The 21,542-nt window shown below is 37.1% G+C and carries 21 protein-coding genes and 1 tRNA gene; 13 read left to right on the top strand and 9 right to left on the bottom strand.

The window, feature by feature from the left end; translation table 11 throughout:
• Nucleotides 1–247: 247 nt before the first annotated feature.
• The 3 genes from tssD (EV200_RS20055) to EV200_RS22255 all read right to left on the bottom strand — a co-directional run bounded on the left by tssD (EV200_RS20055) (nucleotide 248) and on the right by EV200_RS22255 (nucleotide 1,849).
• On the bottom strand, nucleotides 248–643 hold the full coding sequence (gene tssD, locus EV200_RS20055) for a type VI secretion system tube protein TssD (RefSeq protein WP_132535920.1): 396 nt from the start codon (nucleotides 641–643) through the stop codon (nucleotides 248–250).
• A 194-nt stretch (nucleotides 644–837) separates the two neighbouring features.
• Entirely contained in the window at nucleotides 838–1,233 is a 396-nt protein-coding gene (gene tssD / locus EV200_RS20050) for a type VI secretion system tube protein TssD (protein ID WP_132535918.1), read from the bottom strand.
• Nucleotides 1,234–1,675: 442 nt separating this feature from the next.
• Nucleotides 1,676–1,849 carry a helix-turn-helix transcriptional regulator gene (locus tag EV200_RS22255; protein ID WP_373287839.1) on the bottom strand — a complete coding sequence of 58 codons (174 nt, stop codon included), beginning with the start codon at nucleotides 1,847–1,849 and terminating at the stop codon, nucleotides 1,676–1,678.
• Between EV200_RS22255 and EV200_RS20040 the strand changes: the two genes are divergently transcribed.
• Both EV200_RS20040 and EV200_RS20035 read left to right on the top strand, forming a co-directional pair.
• The gene (locus tag EV200_RS20040) at nucleotides 1,770–2,390 is read left to right on the top strand and encodes a hypothetical protein (RefSeq protein WP_229676756.1); all 621 of its coding nucleotides are present in this window, start codon (nucleotides 1,770–1,772) and stop codon (nucleotides 2,388–2,390) included. The genes EV200_RS22255 and EV200_RS20040 overlap by 80 nt on opposite strands.
• A 265-nt stretch (nucleotides 2,391–2,655) precedes the next feature.
• Nucleotides 2,656–3,774: a Gfo/Idh/MocA family protein gene (locus EV200_RS20035; RefSeq protein ID WP_132535979.1), complete on the top strand. Its 1,119-nt coding sequence runs from the start codon at nucleotides 2,656–2,658 to the stop codon at nucleotides 3,772–3,774.
• A 629-nt stretch (nucleotides 3,775–4,403) separates the two neighbouring features.
• On the opposite strand, the gene EV200_RS20030 is transcribed toward EV200_RS20035, so the two are convergent.
• A complete protein-coding gene (locus EV200_RS20030; RefSeq protein ID WP_132535912.1) occupies nucleotides 4,404–4,949 on the bottom strand; it encodes an NAD(P)H-dependent oxidoreductase in 546 nt (181 codons plus the stop codon).
• 86 nt (nucleotides 4,950–5,035) lie between these two features.
• Here EV200_RS20030 and EV200_RS20025 point away from each other — a divergent pair, with 86 nt between their 5' ends.
• Nucleotides 5,036–5,413 carry a winged helix-turn-helix transcriptional regulator gene (locus EV200_RS20025; protein WP_132535910.1) on the top strand — a complete coding sequence of 126 codons (378 nt, stop codon included), beginning with the start codon at nucleotides 5,036–5,038 and terminating at the stop codon, nucleotides 5,411–5,413.
• Nucleotides 5,414–5,714: 301 nt separating this feature from the next.
• On the opposite strand, the gene EV200_RS20020 is transcribed toward EV200_RS20025, so the two are convergent.
• From EV200_RS20020 to EV200_RS20010, 3 genes are all read right to left on the bottom strand, one after another.
• Nucleotides 5,715–7,010: a hypothetical protein gene (locus EV200_RS20020; RefSeq protein ID WP_208864584.1), complete on the bottom strand. Its 1,296-nt coding sequence runs from the start codon at nucleotides 7,008–7,010 to the stop codon at nucleotides 5,715–5,717.
• A 336-nt stretch (nucleotides 7,011–7,346) separates the two neighbouring features.
• Nucleotides 7,347–8,051: a LytR/AlgR family response regulator transcription factor gene (locus EV200_RS20015; protein WP_132535908.1), complete on the bottom strand. Its 705-nt coding sequence runs from the start codon at nucleotides 8,049–8,051 to the stop codon at nucleotides 7,347–7,349.
• Nucleotides 8,048–9,139, bottom strand: a complete 1,092-nt coding sequence (locus EV200_RS20010) for a sensor histidine kinase (RefSeq protein ID WP_132535906.1) — start codon at nucleotides 9,137–9,139, stop codon at nucleotides 8,048–8,050. Before EV200_RS20010 ends, EV200_RS20015 begins: the two co-directional genes overlap by 4 nt.
• Before the next feature lie 207 nt (nucleotides 9,140–9,346).
• Between EV200_RS20010 and EV200_RS20005 the strand changes: the two genes are divergently transcribed.
• The 3 genes from EV200_RS20005 (at nucleotide 9,347) to EV200_RS19995 (ending at nucleotide 12,488) form a co-directional block, all read left to right on the top strand.
• Nucleotides 9,347–10,570 (top strand): serine hydrolase domain-containing protein, encoded by a 1,224-nt coding sequence (locus EV200_RS20005; protein ID WP_132535904.1) that lies wholly within the window; start codon nucleotides 9,347–9,349, stop codon nucleotides 10,568–10,570.
• Nucleotides 10,571–10,873: 303 nt separating this feature from the next.
• Complete coding sequence (locus EV200_RS20000; RefSeq protein WP_132535902.1) at nucleotides 10,874–11,653, top strand: CPBP family intramembrane glutamic endopeptidase; 780 nt, start codon at nucleotides 10,874–10,876, stop codon at nucleotides 11,651–11,653.
• Nucleotides 11,654–11,858: 205 nt separating this feature from the next.
• Nucleotides 11,859–12,488, top strand: coding sequence for a hypothetical protein (locus tag EV200_RS19995; protein WP_208864583.1), 630 nt, complete (start codon nucleotides 11,859–11,861; stop codon nucleotides 12,486–12,488).
• 88 nt (nucleotides 12,489–12,576) lie between these two features.
• Here EV200_RS19995 and EV200_RS19990 read toward each other — a convergent pair whose 3' ends face one another.
• Nucleotides 12,577–12,789, bottom strand: a complete 213-nt coding sequence (locus EV200_RS19990) for a hypothetical protein (protein WP_132535900.1) — start codon at nucleotides 12,787–12,789, stop codon at nucleotides 12,577–12,579.
• Nucleotides 12,790–13,357: 568 nt separating this feature from the next.
• Between EV200_RS19990 and EV200_RS19985 the strand changes: the two genes are divergently transcribed.
• On the top strand, nucleotides 13,358–14,527 hold the full coding sequence (locus tag EV200_RS19985; RefSeq protein ID WP_132535898.1) for an alpha-hydroxy acid oxidase: 1,170 nt from the start codon (nucleotides 13,358–13,360) through the stop codon (nucleotides 14,525–14,527).
• A gap of 749 nt (nucleotides 14,528–15,276) precedes the next feature.
• Here the strand turns inward: EV200_RS19985 and EV200_RS19980 are convergent.
• A complete protein-coding gene (locus EV200_RS19980) occupies nucleotides 15,277–16,428 on the bottom strand; it encodes an aldose epimerase family protein (RefSeq protein ID WP_132535896.1) in 1,152 nt (383 codons plus the stop codon).
• A 132-nt stretch (nucleotides 16,429–16,560) separates the two neighbouring features.
• On the opposite strand from EV200_RS19980, the gene EV200_RS19975 reads away from it, so the two are divergent.
• The 6 genes from EV200_RS19975 to EV200_RS19950 all read left to right on the top strand — a co-directional run bounded on the left by EV200_RS19975 (nucleotide 16,561) and on the right by EV200_RS19950 (nucleotide 21,446).
• Nucleotides 16,561–17,232, top strand: a complete 672-nt coding sequence (locus tag EV200_RS19975; protein ID WP_132535894.1) for an HAD family hydrolase — start codon at nucleotides 16,561–16,563, stop codon at nucleotides 17,230–17,232.
• 1 nt (nucleotide 17,233) lies between these two features.
• The gene (locus EV200_RS19970; RefSeq protein ID WP_132535892.1) at nucleotides 17,234–17,932 is read left to right on the top strand and encodes an NUDIX hydrolase; all 699 of its coding nucleotides are present in this window, start codon (nucleotides 17,234–17,236) and stop codon (nucleotides 17,930–17,932) included.
• A gap of 152 nt (nucleotides 17,933–18,084) precedes the next feature.
• Nucleotides 18,085–18,157, top strand: a tRNA-Lys gene (locus EV200_RS19965).
• 221 nt (nucleotides 18,158–18,378) lie between these two features.
• On the top strand, nucleotides 18,379–18,732 hold the full coding sequence (locus tag EV200_RS19960) for an Arm DNA-binding domain-containing protein (protein ID WP_132535890.1): 354 nt from the start codon (nucleotides 18,379–18,381) through the stop codon (nucleotides 18,730–18,732).
• A 394-nt stretch (nucleotides 18,733–19,126) separates the two neighbouring features.
• On the top strand, nucleotides 19,127–19,936 hold the full coding sequence (locus EV200_RS19955) for a helix-turn-helix domain-containing protein (RefSeq protein ID WP_132535888.1): 810 nt from the start codon (nucleotides 19,127–19,129) through the stop codon (nucleotides 19,934–19,936).
• Nucleotides 19,937–20,021: 85 nt separating this feature from the next.
• Entirely contained in the window at nucleotides 20,022–21,446 is a 1,425-nt protein-coding gene (locus EV200_RS19950; RefSeq protein ID WP_132535886.1) for an MFS transporter, read from the top strand.
• Nucleotides 21,447–21,542 lie beyond the last annotated feature (96 nt).

Genomic DNA, 21,542 nt, shown 5'->3' with positions numbered 1-21,542 from the left:
ATTGCTGTGCCTTTTACCAATGTAAAATGAAATGACTTGCATTTCATCTATAAGTGAAATGCTATATAACGTTCAATCCGCAACTGCTAAAAGCTGCGTATATGTATATCGAGATGCAATATCTGGTTAACGGGGACATGAGCAGCGTGTTAATTTAAATTTGCATTATTTTTTTAAAAAGGAAATATTATAAAACTAAAAAGCGACTGGCATAACCAGTCACTTTTAGCTTATAATATTTTGAGAATTAAGCTTTTGGCCAATCATTTTCGTGCTCTGCATTACCCAGTTTGAGTTTTCTGGCTGAAACCACGAAAGTAAGCGTCATCGGGGTGTTGTCATTTACAGCGATACCTTCACTGTATTGAATAATGTAACCATCCTCGAAGGTTAATTCCTTCATTTTAGCGTCTTCTTCTCCCTTTTTGAAGGTAATGGTTCCCGCCTGTGGCTTATACTGGTTATTAACCATCGATTCGATTACTGAAGTATCTTCTGTAGACTCGATTTCAATATTGATGGTTCCACCGTATACTCCTGATGATGGACGACCCTTAGCGTCTACATCTCTGTTTAATGAAAAGCTGCACTGTAAAACATCAAATTCTTTTGAACCTAATGTTAATCTGGTTTTAAATGCCATTGTTTTAAGTTTTAAATGTTTTTGAAAAAATGAATTGTGGTGAGATGGGTTTTGTGTTCAGGCGGTTAGTTCGTAAGAACCTGAAAATGTTTAGATGGGTTATAGAGGTTAGATTAAATTACAATTTAAACAATACTAAACCCTAAACTATACTAAACCAATTAAAGGCACTAAACCCTAAACAATCACTTCATCTACGCTTTAGGCCAATCGTTTAGATGCTCTGCATTTCCGAGTTTCAGCTTTCTGGCTGAGATCTGGAACTTAAGCGTCATCGGGTGATCACCTACAATGTTGATTCCTTCGGAATACTTCACAATGTAGCCATCTTCAAAATCAACTTCTTTCATTTTGGCATCTTCTTCAGATTTTTTAATCAGAAGGGTTCCGGTAATGGGTTTGTACTGGTTGTTTACCATCGCTTCGATAATTGAGGTGTCTTCGGTTGACTCGATCTCAATATCAATGGTACCGCCGTAAACTCCGGAAGAAGGTCTTCCTTTAGCATCTACATCGCGGTTCAGTGCATAGGAACAATGAAGTACATCGTACTCCTTGCCCGAAAAATTCAGTCTAGCCTTGAAAGCCATAGTTTCTAAATTTAAAGGTTAAAAATTTGGTTATCTGTAGCTTACGCTACAACTAATATAAACCAAAAATTAAGCCAATTATGATGTATATCGCTCATTTTTAATAGGTAAGCAATACTTGCAATCCATAAAATGGGCCTGTGACCGTAAAAACGCACATTTTAGCCGCATATAAAATGTATCCAAAATAAAATTATTTTTGTATTAATATAATGACATTGACAGATTTGTAGCATTTATGGACAAGGTGTTGCTTTTAGCTACATGATGACTTCTCGGCTTATACATCTCCTAACCGATACCGCTTACAGCATATGATAGAAAAATTTATATGCATCATTTGATTTTATGAAACTAATTAGTGGCCAGGATACGAAAATTATAGCTATGCTTTTAAAACGAAGCACATGTATAACAGATCAAAAACAAATCCAATTACTCATTATTTTTTAGAAGAGACCAATAAATCTCCTGCCTCGATATTTAGATATATAGCTACTTCAAATAATTTCTTTATTGAAAGTTGAGCAGAATTTGTGCACCAACTGGAAACGGTTTCAGGAGCTATCTTTAAAGCATCTGCCAGATCTTTGTTTGTCTTTCCTTTTTCGGTCAATAACCAGGATGAAATCACAGATCCGATCAGCGTGTTACATGATTTTTTCATTTCTTCACGGCTGCCCGGTCATTTAAGGCTGTTGAAACAATGGCGCAATGATGCGGCTTTTGCTTCCGAAGCACATAAAAATGGTGATGCCTCCAGCCTGCTCTACCATTATGAACTCATCATCAAGCTGATCGAAGCCGCCTGGCTGTTAAAAGGCAAAAAGTTTGGCCAAATCAAGATTAACAGCGAAGACGAAATCGACATTGCCAAATGGCACATCAAATTGGAAAGGAAAAACCTTGAGGACTATCCCGGAAACCTGAGCATCCGGGAGATTATCAGGCCAGCATCAGTGATCAAGAAAATATTCAGGATCCATAAACCAGAAGGTTATAGAAAGATCCTTAACATTTGGCTACACGATGCCCTAAGCAATTCCTTCATGGAAGAAGGTTTGACTAAAACAGAGGTCATTATCGTTTATGAACAACTGGTTAAACTGTTCGAAGCCATGTGGCTGATCAGCCAACGAATCATAGCAAGAGCTTAATTTTCTTTATAGCATGTAAACCTTAAATTTCACTTCAGCCTTTAAGTGGAAAAACCAGAAGTGATTACCCCCATCTCACTAAATTTAATTGAGCAATAAACCTATTGGCCTACAGCTGATCTCACCAAAACCAATCCACAAATCATATGGCGAAAACTAAACATAACAGATTAGTGTTAGATTATATAGTGTAAATCAATCAATTAAGCGGCAAATACGGGTAATCGCATATTTTGCTGAATGGGTAATTAGCCACAGAATGAATATGAATACTAGAAGAGATTTTCTGCAAAAAATGGGTGTATCAGCATTAATGCTGCAGTTAAGTTCTGTAACAGCATTTGCTAACGCTCCTAATCAAACTGAACAGCCTTACGAAGGTAAGGTACTTAGGGTAGCCATCATGGGTTTAGGTGGATATGGAACCCGGGTAGCAGAAGCAATGAAAGCCTGTACCAAAGCGAAGCTGGTTGGTGTAATTAGTGGTACGCCATCAAAAATTAAAGAATGGCAAACGAAGTACAACATCCCGGAAAAGAATTGCTATAATTATAACAACTTCGATGAGGTAAAAAATAATCCGGATATAGATGCAATTTACGTAATTACTCCAAACGCACTGCACCATAGTCAGGTTATCCGCGTAGCAGCAGCAGGGAAACATGCTATATGCGAGAAGCCGATGGCCTTAAATGCCAAAGAGGGACAGGAGATGATCGACGCTTGTAAAAAAGCAAATGTAAAGCTACTGGTTGGCTACAGAATGCATTTTGAACCCCAAACGCTGGAGGTGATCCGAATGAGAAATGCGGGTGACTTCGGTAAGATCATGTTTTTCCAGGGACAATGTGGCTTTAAAGCAGGCGATCCCGGGCAGTGGCGATTAAACAAAGCGCTGGCAGGCGGAGGATCAATGATGGATATTGGAATCTATGCAATCAACGGGGCAAGATATATGGTGGGCGAAGAGCCAATTTGGGTAACAGCTCAGGAAACTAAGACCGACCCAATAAAGTTTAAAGAAGGTGTGGATGAAACCATACAGTTTCAATTGGGTTTTCCAAACGGTGCCATAGCGTCGTGCTTGTCTAGCTACAATATCAATCATCTGGATAGATTTTTTATGAGTGGTGATAAAGGATTTGCAGAAATGCAACCTTCTACTGGTTATGGTCCGATTAAGGGCAGAACACATAAAGGTGAACTCACACAGCCTGTAACTACTCATCAAACTATACAAATGGATGAAATGGCAACTATTATTTTTGAAGATAAAAAGCCAGTGGTTGATGTGAACGGCGAGGAAGGTTTGAAAGATCTTAAAATCATTGATAGCATCTATCAGGCCGTGAAAACAGGAAAAAAGGTTAACCTCCCTACTTAGCTAAAGAAGATTACGAAACGGGCTTATCTAGCCATGAAACCTCAAATTTTTAAAATAATGATATTAAGAGTGCATGATGTACATGCATATTAATTTTATAATTCGTGTACAGATAAGTTTGCAGTTAGTGAGCATAGTATAGGCTTGTCACAGTTCTGTAAGGTATTTTGAAGATCATTCATTAATTAAGAAAAGTGTTAAAGACGTAAGGCTCGGGAGGAGTAATTATTGAAGGTGCTATTCAAGCTTAATTATTGAACTGTACAGAGACAAAAAATGAATCGCTGGATTTGACGAACTTTAATGCTGGAACCTCCTATTTGTTTCGAATTTTGAATATTACAAACCATCAACCCAGATGCCGCTTGTGAATTCCATTACAACTTAACAATGAGACACATAAATCCAATCTTCCTACTGATCGCCTTCCATTCGTTTCTTATTCTTATATATTTCCCCTGATTATTCTGAAAAGTTCCTGTAGATGTTGCAGTGGATAATCAGATTCCCCGCCAATGTATAATCAAAATACATTAAAATGCCTTAAACTATATGTTTAAGGCATTTTTTGTTTATAGTCCTTAGCAATCATTAATTTATACTATTCTGAGTTGCGTCAACAGGTGTCGTTATGGTAAGTCATTTAAAAGGGCTATCAATTTCTTAGCATGTTCTATTGCTTTCCTGGTTACTTCTTCCTTTGTAAAACCTGCTGCTAAAGAAGTGCCATGAAAATAAATGGGTTCTATATAATTCATTTGAGCGTAATATGCAGTTTGTTCAATATTTTTACAAAATTCATTTATCCTAAAATGATGCTCTGCTAATGTTCTATATCCATTTTCGGGGGCTCCTACAGTAAAACTGGGTATAAAGTTTTTGCCTTTTAATTTGTCGCCCTTTGAGCCGTAAGCAAACTGGTATTCAAATACCACATCAAACCATTGCTTTAATATCGCTGGCATATTGTACCAATAAAACGGATATTGGAAAATTATAGTCTTGTGCCGCAACAGGGCTTCCTGTTCTGCTTTTGAATCAATTTTGTAATCAGGATATAACTCATGGATATTTCTGATTTCAATATCGTTATTGCTTTTCTTTAATTCATCGATAATCGTTTTGTTCGCAAAAGATGTATCAAAGGCCGGGTGTGCTAATATTATTAATGACATACTATAATTATTTGAGTAGCAAAACTATTTATAGTAAATTGCATCTGCAATAACTATCAAAATGGATAGGTGTAAATAAAAAACAGATGAAGACAGAGTGTATTGGTGATTATATCAAACTACAGGAAAAGGTTTACCCTTGTACCGTAAGTTTGGCAATGGACCTAATTGGCGGTAAGTGGAAGACAGTGATTCTGTATCATTTACAAGATGCTGAAAAACGGTATAGCGAGCTCCGAAAAGAGGTGCCAGATATTACCGAAATGACGCTGAGTTTGCAGTTGAAGCAATTAGAAAAAGATGGATTGATAGCACGGAAAGTATTTGGTAAAAAGCCACCTATTAAGGTTATTTATAGCCTGACAGACTTCGGCAGAACACTTATGCCAGTATTAAAAGCAATCGTAGAGTGGGGAAATCAGATCGCCTCTGAAAAAGGAGAGTTTGTCAATAAAATTGTTTAGATGCGAACGCTTTGCAATTTATCTTTGCAAATGAAGTGTTCCTTACTTAAAAATGTAAGTGAATATATCTCAGTTGAAATTGATCATGCTTTCCGAATTAGGGATAGTTGTTTAGTTTGAAAAGATCATAAAAAGGTAATACCCTCTTCTGGATTTTACTTTTCGGTCTAATTGATTCGCTTCAAATATTTGTTCTTGGTAGCGCTGTTTCTTATTCTTCACTTTATCAGCAATCTGGTAATCATAACCTCCCTCATAATCTATTTCTTCGCATTTCTTAATTTTCAGATATCAATAACTTTTACTTTTTAGTGAGTTTGTAATTGCCTGTAATATCATCTTTTACTATTGAATAATTTTCTTTAAGCTCCAATTTCCACCCATCTCCGGTTATACTATTATTTTCATTCTTTAAAGGAATAGTTACAGAAATTTTGTCCCAACTAATACTCATTAATGCGCCATTATCAACAGTAAGTATTCCCCATTTGTCCGTAACCCTAATGTTCGGATAGACCGTTCCTTTGTTTTCTATAGGCATTAAATTCCTTGGGTCAAAGGATACATTCATTTGCTCAAATACAAGTTCAAAGTGTGGTTGAGTAATAAATTTACTTTTGTATTCGGCAATCATTTTCTTGGTTTGTTCTTCTCTAGCTTTTTCTTCTGAAATAATTACCGCTCCATTGTATTGATACAATCGTAAATCAGTCGCTTTCTTTAAATCATTTGGAAGTGACAAATCAAATTTCTTTATAAAATAGTCAGTCAGGTTAGTCTTAACTGTTATTTCCCTGTTCCAACTTTTTTTTGTGATGGCCAGCAAGTAAGCGTAGATCGGAGTTGTTTGATAAGCAAATGAACGTACAAATGTAGGATTGCGCAAGAAAGAATTTATGCTTTTTACAAAATGTTCAATAGTTTGTTTTTCATTCCTTCCACTAATTACCAAGCCTGTATATTCCGCAATTCCTTCGTTTAATTCTAATAAATTTTCGGTTGTATCAGCTCCGGGATAAAGAGAATATCTATATTTTCTAAAAATCAAAGCATCAGTAAGATGCATTTTTCGCTTATTCTCATTTGTCGTTTGTACAGCATTCTGTAGTGCTTCTAATTCTAAACGCAAATAAATTCTTCCATCCTTTTGATCAAGGTGGTTATTCTCATTATTAAATAGTTTAAAACCCAATGCCGGCTGGCTTACATGAAATAACTCATGAGCAAGTAGATTTAATCTGCCCTGTTTATCTGCTGGCAATGGAAGCATTATCATAGCCCAACGTTTGCCATTCCAGCTGACAGATGTGTTTGCAATGTTAACTTCCTTTGGTAAAATTCCTGAATAAATTTTGTCGTCATCCCTAAGAATACCAGCTGTGTCAGGAAAGTTTGCAAATAGTTTTCTCGTACTCGGATTAACTAAAAGTATCGGACCATATAAATCTTTTCCCCACAGTTGTTGATGTTTTTTGGCCTCATCTTTAATTTCATTAAAATAAGTAGAAATGCTGTCTTGAAAGGTTGAAACTTTCTGTCCAAACGCTGTCTGAATAAATATAAAAAGTAATATCGTGATGTAGAATTTTTTCATCATATTATGTCCTTTTAAAAATTAATTAAACGTCTATTAGAGATTTATTTTCGGTTATAAGTAACTGCCACGGTTATTTTTTCAGCCCCATGAAGTGAGACACTTTTTTCGCAGATCTTCGATCTCTACTTAAAAGCTAATTTAATGAAAAATTGCAGATCTTACCCATTTTAAGGTGAGCATTCACTTACTCCGAAGCTAATAATCCTGCGTATTTCTTCATTTCTAATGAGTAAATTTCTCATTAATACTATTTAGAGTACATTATAAACAAATAGCCTAAAAAGATGCCAGGAACAACATTGAAAGAACAAATCTCCGGCAAGGAAATTTACGAGCTCAACTTATTTCCTGCAACTTCCTAAAAACATATTCTTTATAGTTTGGCCCAATGGGGATCGTCTTATCCCCGATTGTGATATCATTTGAAGTAAAAGAACTAATTTTAAGCATGTTGACAATAAATGATCGGTGAACACGCAGTAGAGAAAATAATATGATATCTGGTTCGAGATCGCCGATCCTGTATTTGATGGTAATCGAACTGTTAGTGGAAACGATTTTGATATTATCTTTAAGGCTTTCGATATATAGAATGTCATCCGTATTCAACCGGTGGTTTCTTAACCCTGACTTTAAAAAAAGATAAGAATTTTGTGGTGCTACAGCAGCTACAGGGTTTTCAGCATTCCGAGACCGTAAATACCGGTCAACAGCTTTGAAAAACCGTTCGAAGGTGATCGGTTTCAGAAGATAGTCGATGATATCGAGGTCATAACCATCAATGGCATATTCCCGATAAGCGGTTGTCACAATCACCGCTGGAGGATCCTTTAGGCCTTTCAAAAAATCAATACCCTTCATTTGGGGCATTTCAATATCCAGGAACATGAGATCTACTGCAATAGTTCTCAGCATCTCCAATGCTTTAATTGCCGTGGAGCAGGTTGCCACAACTTCAAAAGCATCCAGTTGGGCAAGATGATTCTGCAGCAGTTTAATTGCAAGCGGCTCATCATCAACCAAAAGACATTTTATTTTCATATAGCTAAAGCATTATTTACATCCCCAAGATCAATTTCCAGTTCCACTTCATAAGTATGGTTGATTCTTTTTATATTTAATTCATACTGCGATGGATAGAGCAGGTCAAGCTGCCGCGTAACATTGTTCAAACCAAGGCCATTTCCATCGGTTCCGGGTGGCTCATCTAAAAGACTGTTCATCACTTTGAAGCGGAGGCGGTTATTGTTTAGCTGAAGGTTAATCGCGATAAAAGGATTACCCGCATCCATGCCCGCACCATGTTTAAACGCATTTTCAACGAAAGATAGTAAAATCAGTGGTGCGATAGCTGCCTGATGGTTGGTTACATACTCAAAACTAATCTGCAGCCGCTCGTCATACCTAAGTTTTTCCAATGCGAGATAGTTCTCGATCAGTTTAATTTCTGATGAAATAGGAACATAAGCGGTGTTGCACCGGTAAAGCACATGATCTAGTATCTCAGACAAGCCGGCTATCGATTTTGAGGTAACCGGAGAGTTCATCAGCGACAGCGAATAAATGTTGTTCAGTGTATTGAATAAAAAATGCGGGTTGAGCTGGCTTCGCAAAGCTTTGAGTTCCGTTTCTGCCTTTTCTTTCTCCAGCATCAGCGAACGTTGCTGAACCACGTACTGATCACGGATCAGTTTAACAAAAGCGAATACCCAGGCCGCAGAAAATGACAGGGCAAAATAATGTGTAACTAATTTTGGAAGATCAGATAGGATCTGCCATAGCGATTCCTGCGCAAAAGGAGGTGTTCTGATCAGCGGTTCCAAAAGGTATATAACAGCGATACGGGAGCAAGCAGAAATGAGGTAAGAACCTGCAATAAAATAGACAACTACCTCAAAATAGTTCTTCGACCCCATTAACTTAGGAATGATAAGGTAAGCTAGAAAATAGGAAGCCAGCATGGTTACTGAGATATAATAAATCTGGCGGTATATAATGCTGTCTAGTTGTCGATATTCTTCAATATCGTACCGGTTCATGAAAAGCAATGCAACTATCAGCCAAAAGATGATGTGCGTTTGAAAACGGTGAGTCAGGCTGAACTTAACGATTCTTTCGATCAATGGCATGATCAAATATAGCACATAGAAGAATTACCCTCACCAAACACGACAGAATAACGGAAAACCATCCTGAAAAGGGCAAATTCAAAGATGAAATGAAATATGTAGTCGTATAGCAGTTTCTGTACATCCTTCTGGCTTTTATGGCAGAGCTGTGTTGTCGACAAATTATTTTACTCGATTTTCATCGAAGTTTTCAAAAAAATTATCAAGATGAGATCAAAAATTAACATCATTACCTTGCTTCTATGCATTACGATAGGTGCAACGGCCTACGGGCAACAGACTGAGCAATTACACTTAAAATCCACCAATGCAATTGACAGCACTATCCTGGAAAAAATGAACGATGCAAAATTGGTAGGCTTAGGTGCAGCCATTATCGTCGACAAGAAATTGGTTTGGTCGAAAGGTTATGGTTACGCTGACCGGGAGAACAAGGTGCCATTCACCACATCAACAGTAATGAACATTGCATCAATTTCTAAAACCATTACCGGCGCCTGCCTAATGAAAGCCGTGGAGCAGGGAAAACTTTCCCTTGATGAAGATATCAATACCTATCTGCCCTTTAAGATTTATAACCCATTCTTTCCGAAAGAGAAAATCACCTTGCGTAACCTGGCTACCCATACCTCCGGCCTAAGTGACAGGTTCCCTTTTTATACCTCCGACACTTTGTATGTTAACGGGAAAGATTCAGAGGAAGCGCTTGGTGATTTTCTGCAAAACTATTTTACACCTGGTGGCAAATATTATTCAAAAGAAAATTTTCTCGATCATAAGCCGGGTACGTTTCGTGAGTATTCAAATCTCGGCACGGCGCTGGCCGGCTACATCGTTGAAGTACAGACAGGTAAAAAGCTGAACGACTACAGCCGGAAATATCTATTCAAGCCATTGAAAATGGATGATACAGGCTGGTTCCTGTCAGAGATCAATCTGAAAAAGCATGCCAGGCTTTACCAGAAACAGGCGGATAGCAGTATTAAACTGATACCGCTTTACGGACAGACCACTTATCCCGATGGTGGCGTACGTACGTCGGTTAATGACCTGTCCCACTTCTTTATCTGTTTGTTAAATGGCGGTAAATTTCAAAACAGACAGGTTCTCAGGGAGAAAACGGTGCAGGAGATGCTTCGGTTTCAGTTCGATGATGCGCATAAACCTGAAAATATAGAACCAGACAAACTAAATTCAGGCATTTTCTGGTCTACCAAAATGGGTGGAAAAAGGATCGGACACAACGGCTCCGACTTTGGTGTAAGGACTTTCATGCTTTCGGATCTTAAAAAAGAAGTTGCGGTGATTATGTTCATCAATACCTCACTGCTGGAAACAGAGGAGGCTAAATTCTTTGGTATTTATAATGAGCTTTATCAATACGGTGTTCAGATGAGAAATAGTAACCATGCAAGTAGCACAGGAAATTAGTTCCATTTCCTAAAAGTAGAACTTAGATAATTAACGGCAATCAAATAGTAAGATGAACTTTATACGATTTCCTGAATTCTCCTACAGAAATAAAATACGCAATATTCAAATTCCGACTATACATCGCTTGTGTGTCAGTTTGGCGTTAGTCCTACTCATCTTGTGGCATACCAGATGCTTTCCGACGCATTCACCGCTCATAAACCCCACAAACACATAACGTTTGCAACCATATCATAAAAATCCTCGTCTACTTTTGCATAACACCATTAATACATTAAAGAAATTAATATTTGCGTTATTATGGAAATTAATCAAAAAGGAATTTTAAAAACCAGTTTTGCAGCTATCATTGTCACAGTGACCTTGGTCTGCGCTTTAAACGTTAGAGACATATTTAGATTGTTTGGCATGAAGATTTCCGGTTTTCGGATGCCATACGGTGGTTCCAGTCTTGATAATCTCTTGGCGGTATTATTGGTTTTATTTGCTGCATTTATTTTGTTGCCTCCAAAGGACAGGCAATTAAGTAACTCATTGGGGCTTCAGAGGAATAGGATCACAGGGCCGGCTTTAACACTTTTGGCGACATTACCCTGCTGGATCGGATTTGCGTTGCAGGCGAAATTAGTCGATCATATTAATTTGATTGAGCTGTTGTTTCTTTCTATCATTTTTCCTTTGGCAGAAGAGATTGTATTTCGTGGTTTTGGATTTGTATTAACCAGGAAAAGATTGGGCTGGCACTATATCCCCGCAGTATTATTGCAGTCTGCCATTTTCGGTTGGATACATTGGATGGGGGCTGGCGGAAGCGGACCAATAGCCATACAAATATTTTTAATAACCTTTTTTGGAGCAATAGTTTTTGCCATATTAGATGCCTTAGATGGCTATACTATATGGAGCGGAGTTGTATTTCACATCTCCCTGAACACCATGTGGAATGTTTTTATCATATCCGATACTGCTGCAACAGACTGGAAAGGAAATGTGCTTAAATTTACATGTGCCGGATTGGCGATATTACTGCTCTATTACTTTCAATACAAGAAACGGCATAAAATACCTAAAAATCAGTAGAAAAAAATACATGAAAAGTGGTATTCCTTTTAGAAAAGACTTCTAATAGCTTTACCATAATTACCTCAATATAAACATCAGTCTATGGAAAAGCTATTGGATATAAATACCTTATTAGCAAAACCAGTTCTTTTAAGTAATCAGTAAGAGATTAGGTTCATTTAACTTTCCCTATGAAATATTATAAAAATTTAACATTAGAATTATGCAATTTGAAAAATGTTTCCTGGCACTAGCGATAGCTTTTACCGCCGCCACACCATCATTTTCCCAATACAAAGAGCCTGAGAAAAAAGAAAAGGTTGAGGCTTTTTATCCTGAAGTCACTTTTGATTCCTTACAGGCAAAAAGAATGCTGGCGAAAGGCAATGCTGTCATTAAAGGTGTAGCCTATACCAAGCCAAAGACTAAACTTGGTTATAGTGCCCCCTTGGCACCTCGGATATATGCCAACAAAATGACGGTGGTTCTTTTCCCGGTGACACCCTATGTTGAAGAGTGGTACAATCTCAGAAAAGATAAGGAAAATATTAGAAAAAGACGCTTTGTCTACCTTTCTAAAGATGCATACAGACACCGGTTGGAAGCCATCACAAATAGCGATGGAGAATTCACTTTTCCTGATATGAAGCCTGGAAAATATTTTCTACAGGGATTGCTGGATTACACATATAAAGGTACTTACAACGCTTATACAGGAACTGGCTATAACAACTATGGGGGGCAGACTGACTATTATCAGCAAAAACAGTATTCAAAAGACTTTCAGGACCGGATCGAAGAATTTGTAGAAGTAAAAGAGGATGGTGAAATTGTTAAAGTAAATCTGCATTAAGTTTCCATGATATAGATGAACTTAGTGGGATCAAGATTTGCGTAACCGTCACCTCTAACCAGTTTAAGCTTCCCAGAAAAATCACTTTTCATACCCAATCAATTAAGTTGGTGATGTTTAACGGGAAAGAAGTGAGTTCAATTGCCCCCCCGTTAGAGCAGGTAGTACTCAAGATTTTTTCATCTTTTATGTCCTTAATATAGCATTTCCATAAAGTGCCTGGGTAGTCTTTCCGGTAGCCGCATAGGTTGTTTCTTTGCTCCATCATATTGTTGAAAATCAACACCAAAGTCTTTGCCATATCCTATGTTTAGGATATGGTTTATTTTTAAATCATATCCTTATAAATTTATTAACCCCAATCTCCGGTTCTTAGGTTTATTTTCTTCTGTTGTGTTATGACCAGTGGTTTCTTTGAAGCCGTTCATCAGCAATTCATTTCTTAATTAATGCAGAACGCACTACAGCAACTTTACTAAAGCCCGCGATTTGGTTAAGACAAACCGCTATTCGGTTAGTTTTTACTCCCAATCGACATCTATTCTGCGGTAATATTAAGTGCAACTAGTTACATATCAGAGAGTTTTGGTATTCTAATTTTGGGACTGGTAATTATATGCTGGCAGTTGATGGTCAATTCTTTTAAAATTATTTTGTAGTTTTGAATAAGGCTATTCATATGTTTAATAATTTGGTAATCAATCGAATATAATCTTTTTAAGCTAAATAAATAACCTTATTTCCTTAAACTTTTAAATGTACAACAGGCAACAAGTATAGAATAGCAGATAGAACAGGATGGAAAATATAATATAAAAGATTAGTTTTCGCTTTTTAAAAGTGGCATCTGACCAAGACAATATATCAATATGAGTAAAAAGATTACATTCCCTTATAATTCTCAATATCCTTCTGTAGCCGATCTGAGAAGAAAAGCAAAGGCACGAATTCCTAAATTTGCTTTTGACTACCTGGAAGGTGGTTGTAATGAGGGACTTAATTTAGCACGAAACGAAAACGACTTCGACAATATTTACCTTAAACCTAATTATTTACGGGTGGGTGGAGATATTGATATGTCTGTTGAACTATTCGGACGTAAGTACAGCGCTCCATTTGGGGTATCTCCGATAGGTTTACAGGGTTTGATGTGGCCGAATGCACCAGAAATTTTGGCAAAAGCTGCCGCCAAACTTGACATACCTTACACTTTAAGTACGGTATCTACGAGCAGCATTGAGCGGATTGCAGAAGTATCAGAGGGTAAAGCCTGGTTTCAATTGTATCATCCTACAGAAAATAGTTTAAGGGATGATATCTTAAACCGTTTAAAAGCAGTGGAGTGCCCGGTTTTGGTGGTTTTGGTGGATGTACCTGCATTTGGTTTAAGATATAAAGAAATCAAGAGTGGTTTGTCTATCCCTCCTAAAATGTCAATCAATAATGTATTGCAGGCATTTGCACGTCCGTTATGGGGAATTAAAACTCTGCAAAATGGCATTCCATCTTTTGCTACCTTAAAACCTTACATGGAAAAGGGTTTAGATATGTCGCAATTGGGGCAATTTATGAACAGGACATTTACAGGCAAGGTTGATATCGAAAAAGTTGCTGCTATCCGCGATTTGTGGAAAGGCCCGTTAGTACTTAAAGGGATTACTACCGATGAAGATATGCAGGCAGCGATCCAAATTGGTGCTGATGGTGTAATTGTTTCTAACCACGGCGGAAGACAAATCGATGCTGGCGAATCATCAATCAATTCGCTGATCAAATTGGCAAACAATCCTTTGTATAAATCGAAGATAAAAATCATGATGGACGGAGGGATTCGCTCTGGAGTTGATTTGGCAAGAGCGCATGCAGTTGGATCTGAGTTCAACTTTATGGGTCGGCCTTTTATGTATGGAGTCGGAGCCTTAGGTGATGAAGGAGGAGAACATACCATCAATATGTTTAAAACCCATTTGTACCAGATTATGCAACAGTTAACCATTGAGCAGATTTCGCAATTCCCCGATAGGTTAATAAAGGTTTAATTTTGGCAGCTTGGTTTTACCACATCAGGAATTTAAGAGTATTTAAGCTATTTCTATTTTTTTCCTTGTGAGAAAAAATTGGTGCCTTTGGAGTTAAGATTATTTAATGGAGGTTAGAAGAGCTTAATTATAGCTGCTTTATTTTACCACATAAGAAATTTAAGAGCATTTAAGGGATTGCTATTTTTTTCCTTGCGATAAACTTGGTTCCTTTGGAGTTAAGATTAAGAATATTCAACGGAGGTTGGAAGAGCTTAATTATAGCAGCTTTATTTTACCACATCAGGAATTTAAGAGCATTTAAGCTATTTCTATTTTTTTCCTTGTGAGAAAATTGGTGCCTTTGGAGTTAAGATTAAGAATATTTCACGGGGGTTAGAAGAGCTTAATTATAGCATCTTTATTTTACCATATAAGAAATTTAAGAGCATTTAAGGGATTGCTATTTTTTTACTTTCGAGAAACTTGGTGCCTTTGGAGTTAAAATTAAGGATATTCAACAGAGGTTGGAAGAGCTTAATTATAGCTGCTTTATTTCACCATATAAGAAATTTAAGGGATTGCTATTTTTCTTATTGAGAAAATCTTGTGTTTATTTGTAGTTATTCATTTAATAACAGAAAATAATATAGAATGCTTAAAGTCTTTGTGATCTCTAGCGCATTTTCGGTTAAGATTTGAAATAGAAAAGATTTTGTATTTAGAATTTCAAAAAAAGAGCTCCTGCAAAAACAGGAGCTCTTTTTATATTATTTCGAAAACTTATACGTAGTACTCGTTTTATAAGTTTGTCCAGGTTTCAACTCTGTAGAGGCAAAATTCGGATGATTTGGGGCATCAGGAAAGTGCTGTGTTTCTAAACAAATGGCTGAACGGAATGGATATGCCTTTTTACCTTTTCCATCCTGATCGGCACCTGTTAAGAAATTACCACTGTAAAACTGTAAACCAGGTTCAGATGTAAATACTTCCATTTTAATTCCAGTTAAAGTACTTTTTACAGTAGCAACCGGTGTTTTAGCATCATGTTTGTTTAGGGCAAAATTATGATCGTATCCTTTCCCAAACTTCAGCTGCTCATTGGTTTCTTCAATAGATTTTCCAATGGTTTTGGCTTTCGTAAAATCAAAAGCAGTTCCAGCAACAGCTAACAATTTCCCTGTTGGAATTAATGTAGAATCAACTGGCGTGATGGAATCTGCGGCAATGGTTAATTCATGATCTAAAATGCTCTTATTCCCCTCTCCGTTGAGGTTAAAATAAGCATGATTGGTTAGATTGACTACTGTAGCCTTATCGGTGGTGGCAGTGTAATCAATCTGTAAAGCGTTATCATCCGTTAGGGTGTAAACCACTTTCACATCCAGCTTACCAGGATATCCAGCTTCGCCATCTTTAGAAACATAAGTTAACTCTAATTTTTGTCCATCAAGCTGTTTTGCATCCCATACTTTCGAGTAGAAGCCATCGGTTCCACCATGTAAAGTATTTGGTCCGTCGTTTAATTGCAACTGGTAATCTTTTCCTTCTAATTTAAATTTACCTTTACCAATTCTGTTTCCATATCTTCCGATCAAAGCACCAAAAAATGGCTCGCCTTTCTTGCGGTAAGCACCAATGCTGTCGTAACCTAAAACGACATCCGTTAATTTATCCTCTTTATTTGGCACTAAAAGCGATACAATGCGTCCGCCATAATTGGTAATGGTTACTGTAGCGCCCTTTGCATTTTTCAAGGTGTAAAGAGTAACATTTTTGCCATCAATGGTCGTGTTATATTTTAAAGAATCTGTTTGCGCCATGGCTTCTGTTCCTTTATCCGCTTTTGGATTACAGGAAGATAGCGCTACAGCTAAACAAAATGTTGCCAATGGTACCGCGCTAAGCATTATTTTTTTCATAAAGATCTATTTTGGTTAGGGCTAAATTAAGAAAATATATTATCGTTGCCATGACGATTATAATTATAATTGTAAGATTATTGATGTGTCTCCTGATACATCAACCAAAAAATCACATAATTTAGCGGCAATATGCATGATTTGAATTTTAAACCTAAGGCTTTTCTCTTCGATTTAAACGGTACTATGATCGATGACATGGAATATCATACTCAGGCCTGGTATGCCGTAATGAACGAAGATCTGGACGCTAACCTGGATTATGAAACGGTAAAAAAAGAGATGTACGGCAAGAACCATGAGGTTTTAGAGCGTGTTTTTGGTAAAGATAAATTCAGTGATGAAGAAGTGAAAAAATTATCTATTGATAAAGAAAAACGTTATCAGGAGGGATATTTACCACATTTAGCATTAATTGACGGACTGGCTAATTTTTTAAAGCGGGCGAGAAACGAAAACATAAAAATGGCCATTGGTTCTGCGGCCATTCCCTTTAATATAGATTTCGTGGTGGATGGATTGAAGATTCGTGATTACCTCTCTGCAATTGTGAGTGCTGATGATGTTGAAATTAGCAAGCCTAACCCTGAGACATTTCTAAAAGCTGCGGCAGCGCTTCAAGTTCATCCGAAAGATTGCCTGGTTTTTGAAGATGCACCTAAAGGCGTAGAATCTGCCCTTCTTGCAGGGATGAAATGTGTTGTGTTAACGACTACGCATACCATGCCGGAATTTGAAGATTATTCTAATATCCTTACTTTTATTAGTGATTACAACGACCCTAAATTAAATACGCTTTTTTAAAATGGCAAAATATATTAATCAAAAACCTGTGCTGGTGGCGGTAGATTGCATCATTTTCGGTTATGATGGTGAACAACTTAAGTTGCTTGTGATTAAACGGGCTATTGAACCGGTTAAAGATCAATGGAGTTTAATGGGTGGTTTCATTGGTGAAGCTGAAGATCTTGATGGTGCCGCAAAACGGATTTTACTTGAACTAACTGGCTTACACGATGTTTACCTGGAACAACTTCATGCCTATGGTCGCCCTGATCGCGACCCTATTGAAAGGACGGTTTCAGTAGTTTATTTTGCTTTAATCGACATTAACAAGTATAGCACTCAAATCAACGATCAGTTTCATGCTGAATGGTTTAAAATTCAGGAAGTGCCTGCTTTAATCTTTGATCATGACGTAATGGTTCAGGCAGCAATGGCTAAGATCCGTTATCAGGCAGCCCTGCACCCTATCCTTTTTGAACTTCTGCCTAAGAAATTCACGATTCCGCAACTTCAGGCATTGTATGAGCAGGTGTATGATGCCCCTATCGATAATCGAAACTTTATCCGGAAAATTACAGCCAGTGGCTTATTGATTAAGCAAACGGAAAAGGATAAATCAAACTCCAGACGTGGTGCATTTTATTTTAAACTGGATAAAAACAAACATAAGGCTCAATTTCAGTCTTTTTTAAACTTTATTCCAAAGGCTACAAAATAATTTATAGATAACATACTTTGCTATAAAATTAACAATCAAGCACTTATCTTAACAATTTCTTAACGAGTATTCGTATTTAAATTTATTTTAAAAAAATATTTGTGTGATTGATTTTAATCTCTATATTTGCACCTCCTTAAACAAAAGAAAATGATTCCGTAGCTCAGCTGGTAGAGCATTACACTTTTAATGTAGTGGTCCTGGGTTCGAATCCCAGCGGGATCACGAAAGGCGCAAGAGATTGCGCCTTTTCTGTTTAAAAGTCTTTTTAAACGACGATTCGCAAAAAATAATAGGTCATTTTTAACCATAGTAATCCAATACAAATGGTGCCCATTCCGGTGCCCAAACGTAATCGGTAAATTTGGGCACCAGTTATCAAGAATACCTTGAATAACATTTGAAGCACAATCTGAAAACAACATGTTTTACCAAAAGATTGAGAAATGAAAAGTAACCAAACCCTAAAAATCCTGTTCTGGCACCGCAAATCAAAAGCCGATTTAAAAGACTATGCCCCTATTATTTGTAGAATTTCTATTGATGGCAAGGACGCTGAGTTTTCTACTGGGCAAAAAGTCCATATTAACAATTGGGACGTCGAGCTGAAGAAAGTCGTTAGGTCGGAAAATGCGAAGAAGATCAATTCCGAACTTAATCGTATATCCAGTGTCTTGGAAGTCAACTTTACAGTTTTAAAAACCAAGTATGAATTTATTACTCCAACAATGTTAAAAAATTCATACAAAAACATTACGATTGAAAGCAAAGGACAGATTAAATCGCATAATCTATGGTAGTTCTCAGTAAACGCCACCAGGCCATCAGAGTTGGAAAAGCTGGAGAAAGAGATCGAGAAACTGTAGAAGATGAAAGATATATGATCTACTAACGATATTGAGAGTGTAAATAAGCGTGTGTCAAAGTTGGAATTACTAACCTTAGATAAAGTGCAGCCGAGAGAAGAACAGCTGAAAAAAAGAGTGAGCAACATAGTTTGAACGTGCGATTTACTAACACGTATGTTTTCAGCGCTTAATGGCACTTTCATTCGATTTGTAAGCCTAATTATTGTCCTTAACTTTATTTTAAATAGAACTATCGTTTTCAGGTGTCTATTTGTATTCGACTTTGATAACCAAATGATACTAACAAAAAAATTAGCTGTAAATAGATTTAATGTATTGAAAAAATATGGATTTTGAAATAGGATATTCTGAAAGCACAGAAAATTTGAATATAGGTGGTCCTATTAAGAATAATCGCTACACCATTTTGATATGTGACAAGGGGGCCGCCTCTATCAAGATAGGATATCATCAATTTGAACTTGTGCCGAATACAATTGCCATTCTCTCTCCCGATGTACTATTCTCCACAAATAATGTGTCAAAAGATTTAGAAGTAAAGCAGATCTTTTTTACTAAGCTCTCCCTACAAAAAATGTTCCTCAAAGAAAATATAGTTGATGAATTATTAACCTTAAACAGCAAGTATCCGCCTGCGTATGAGCTAAATGACAGAGCGCCGTCTGTTTCACATACATTCAAAAAAATTCAACACGAGCTGGAGCTAAAATATGCCTATTATTTAGATATTATTCGATTGAACATTACGGAGATTTTGTACGAATATAACAGGGCTTGTGAATTTTGCTTGCTGGGTTTTGACAAAAATATGAACCGAAATTATCAACTAACCTATGAGTTTAGAAAGCTGGTGGAAGAACATTATTTAACCTGGAATTCTATCGGAGCGTATGCTTCACATTTAGGAATATCAGCCAAACACCTCACAGAGGTTGTTAAAGAAGAAACAGGCAGTACAGCTTTACAGATCATTCATGAAAAGCTTTTGCTAGAAAGCCAATACCTTTTAAAACACACAACACTATCCATTAAAGAATGTGCAGATGAATTAGGCTTTGAAACAGCGTCTTACTTTTCCCGTTTTTTCAAAACCCATACAAACCGTTCACCCAATGATTTCAGAAAAAATCCGTAAAAATTGACCTTTATTCCGAAAATCCGATATTGTCGATGATTTCAATACTTTCGAACTTTGCGATATGATTTCTAAAGTTTAAAAGATGAATAATTCGAATACTGAAACTATAAAGGTAAAAGATGCATCCTGGCAGGATCTCTTTTCAAATAAAAACGGTTTAAAGGCAACAGCCTTAGCATTAGGGGTTATGTTGCATGCTACTAATGTGTATTTGGCGACTACAATAATGCCTACTATCATTAAAGAAATTGGCGGCTTGGAATATTACGCATGGAATACCACCATCTTTGTAGTGGCGTCTGTCATTGGTTCCGTTATTTCAGCAAATCGGTTAGCACAATCGGGTCCTAGAAAAGCCTATCAAATTGGAATCCTGCTATTTTCTCTCGGAACAATACTTTGTACCCTTGCACCAACTATGTATATTTTACTATTTGGAAGATTTGTTCAGGGATTTGGAGGTGGGTTACTATTCGCCTTATCCTATGCCATGATTAGACTGGTTTTTGACAAGAACCTATGGTCCAGAGCTATGGCACTAATTTCAGGCATGTGGGGAATAGCTGCTTTTTCAGGGCCTTTTTTAGGCGGACTATTTGCTGAAAATGGTCATTGGAGATGGGCTTTTGGTTCCTTATTGATATTCTGCATTTTAATCTACATCATCTCCACCGGTGTTTTGCCCAAAGAAAAAAACAAGCAAACAATTCCTTCTATTCCCTATCTAAAATTATCATTTCTAGGACTAGCTACATTGGCGGTTTCCGTGGCCAGTGTACAAGAAAGTGTACTGAAAAATGTTGTAGGAGTTTTCATTGCCGTCCTGTTTTTGTTCTTCCTGGTAATTTCGGAAAAGAAGCAAGGGCTTCGTTTACTTCCTACCGGGGCCTATAAAATATCTTCTGCCCTAGGTGCCACTTATACCGTTATGGCATTATTGACAATAGCTACATCAATTGAAATTTACGTCCCCTATTTTGCACAAATAATTCACAATTACTCGCCCTTGGAGTCGGGATTCCTAACTGTTTTAATTGCCATTGGATGGACACTATCCTCTATCACATTTTCTGGCTACAAAGGAGGTATAGTTAGTAAAATTATCCTTTTAGGCTCCGTTCTGATGTTTTTAGGCATATTGGGTTTAACTTTAATTTCTCATACAAATTCGTTATCTTCAAATCTAAACCTTGCGCTAACTTGTGCATTTCTGCTTTCCATTGGAGCAGGAATTGGAATGGGTTGGCCACATCTTTTGACCAGGGTGTTCTCCTTATCACCATTGGGAGAAGAAGATCTTACCTCTTCTTCTGTAACCACTGTTCAGCTTATAGCCACCTCTTTCGGTGCAGCATTGGCTGGATTGATTACAAATTTGGGAGGAATAAAAAATCCCGGAGGCGTGGCTGGAGCTATTGATGCATCATTTTATTTATATGGGATTTTTGCGCTTACCCCTTTGGGAGCTACCCCTGTTTTAATTCTTCTAAGAAAGAAGGACGTATAAGATACTTAGTTCGTATTGGGTAAATCCCTGATAAGCGCCCAACAACATATTGCAGATGGAGAATATCCAAAATGAATGTTGGATTATTCCATATTA

The organism is Pedobacter psychrotolerans, from assembly GCF_004340665.1.
Lineage (GTDB): Bacteria > Bacteroidota > Bacteroidia > Sphingobacteriales > Sphingobacteriaceae > Pedobacter > Pedobacter psychrotolerans.
Note: the sequence above shows the minus strand (reverse complement) of the source record. Positions and strands in the feature narration are given on the sequence as shown.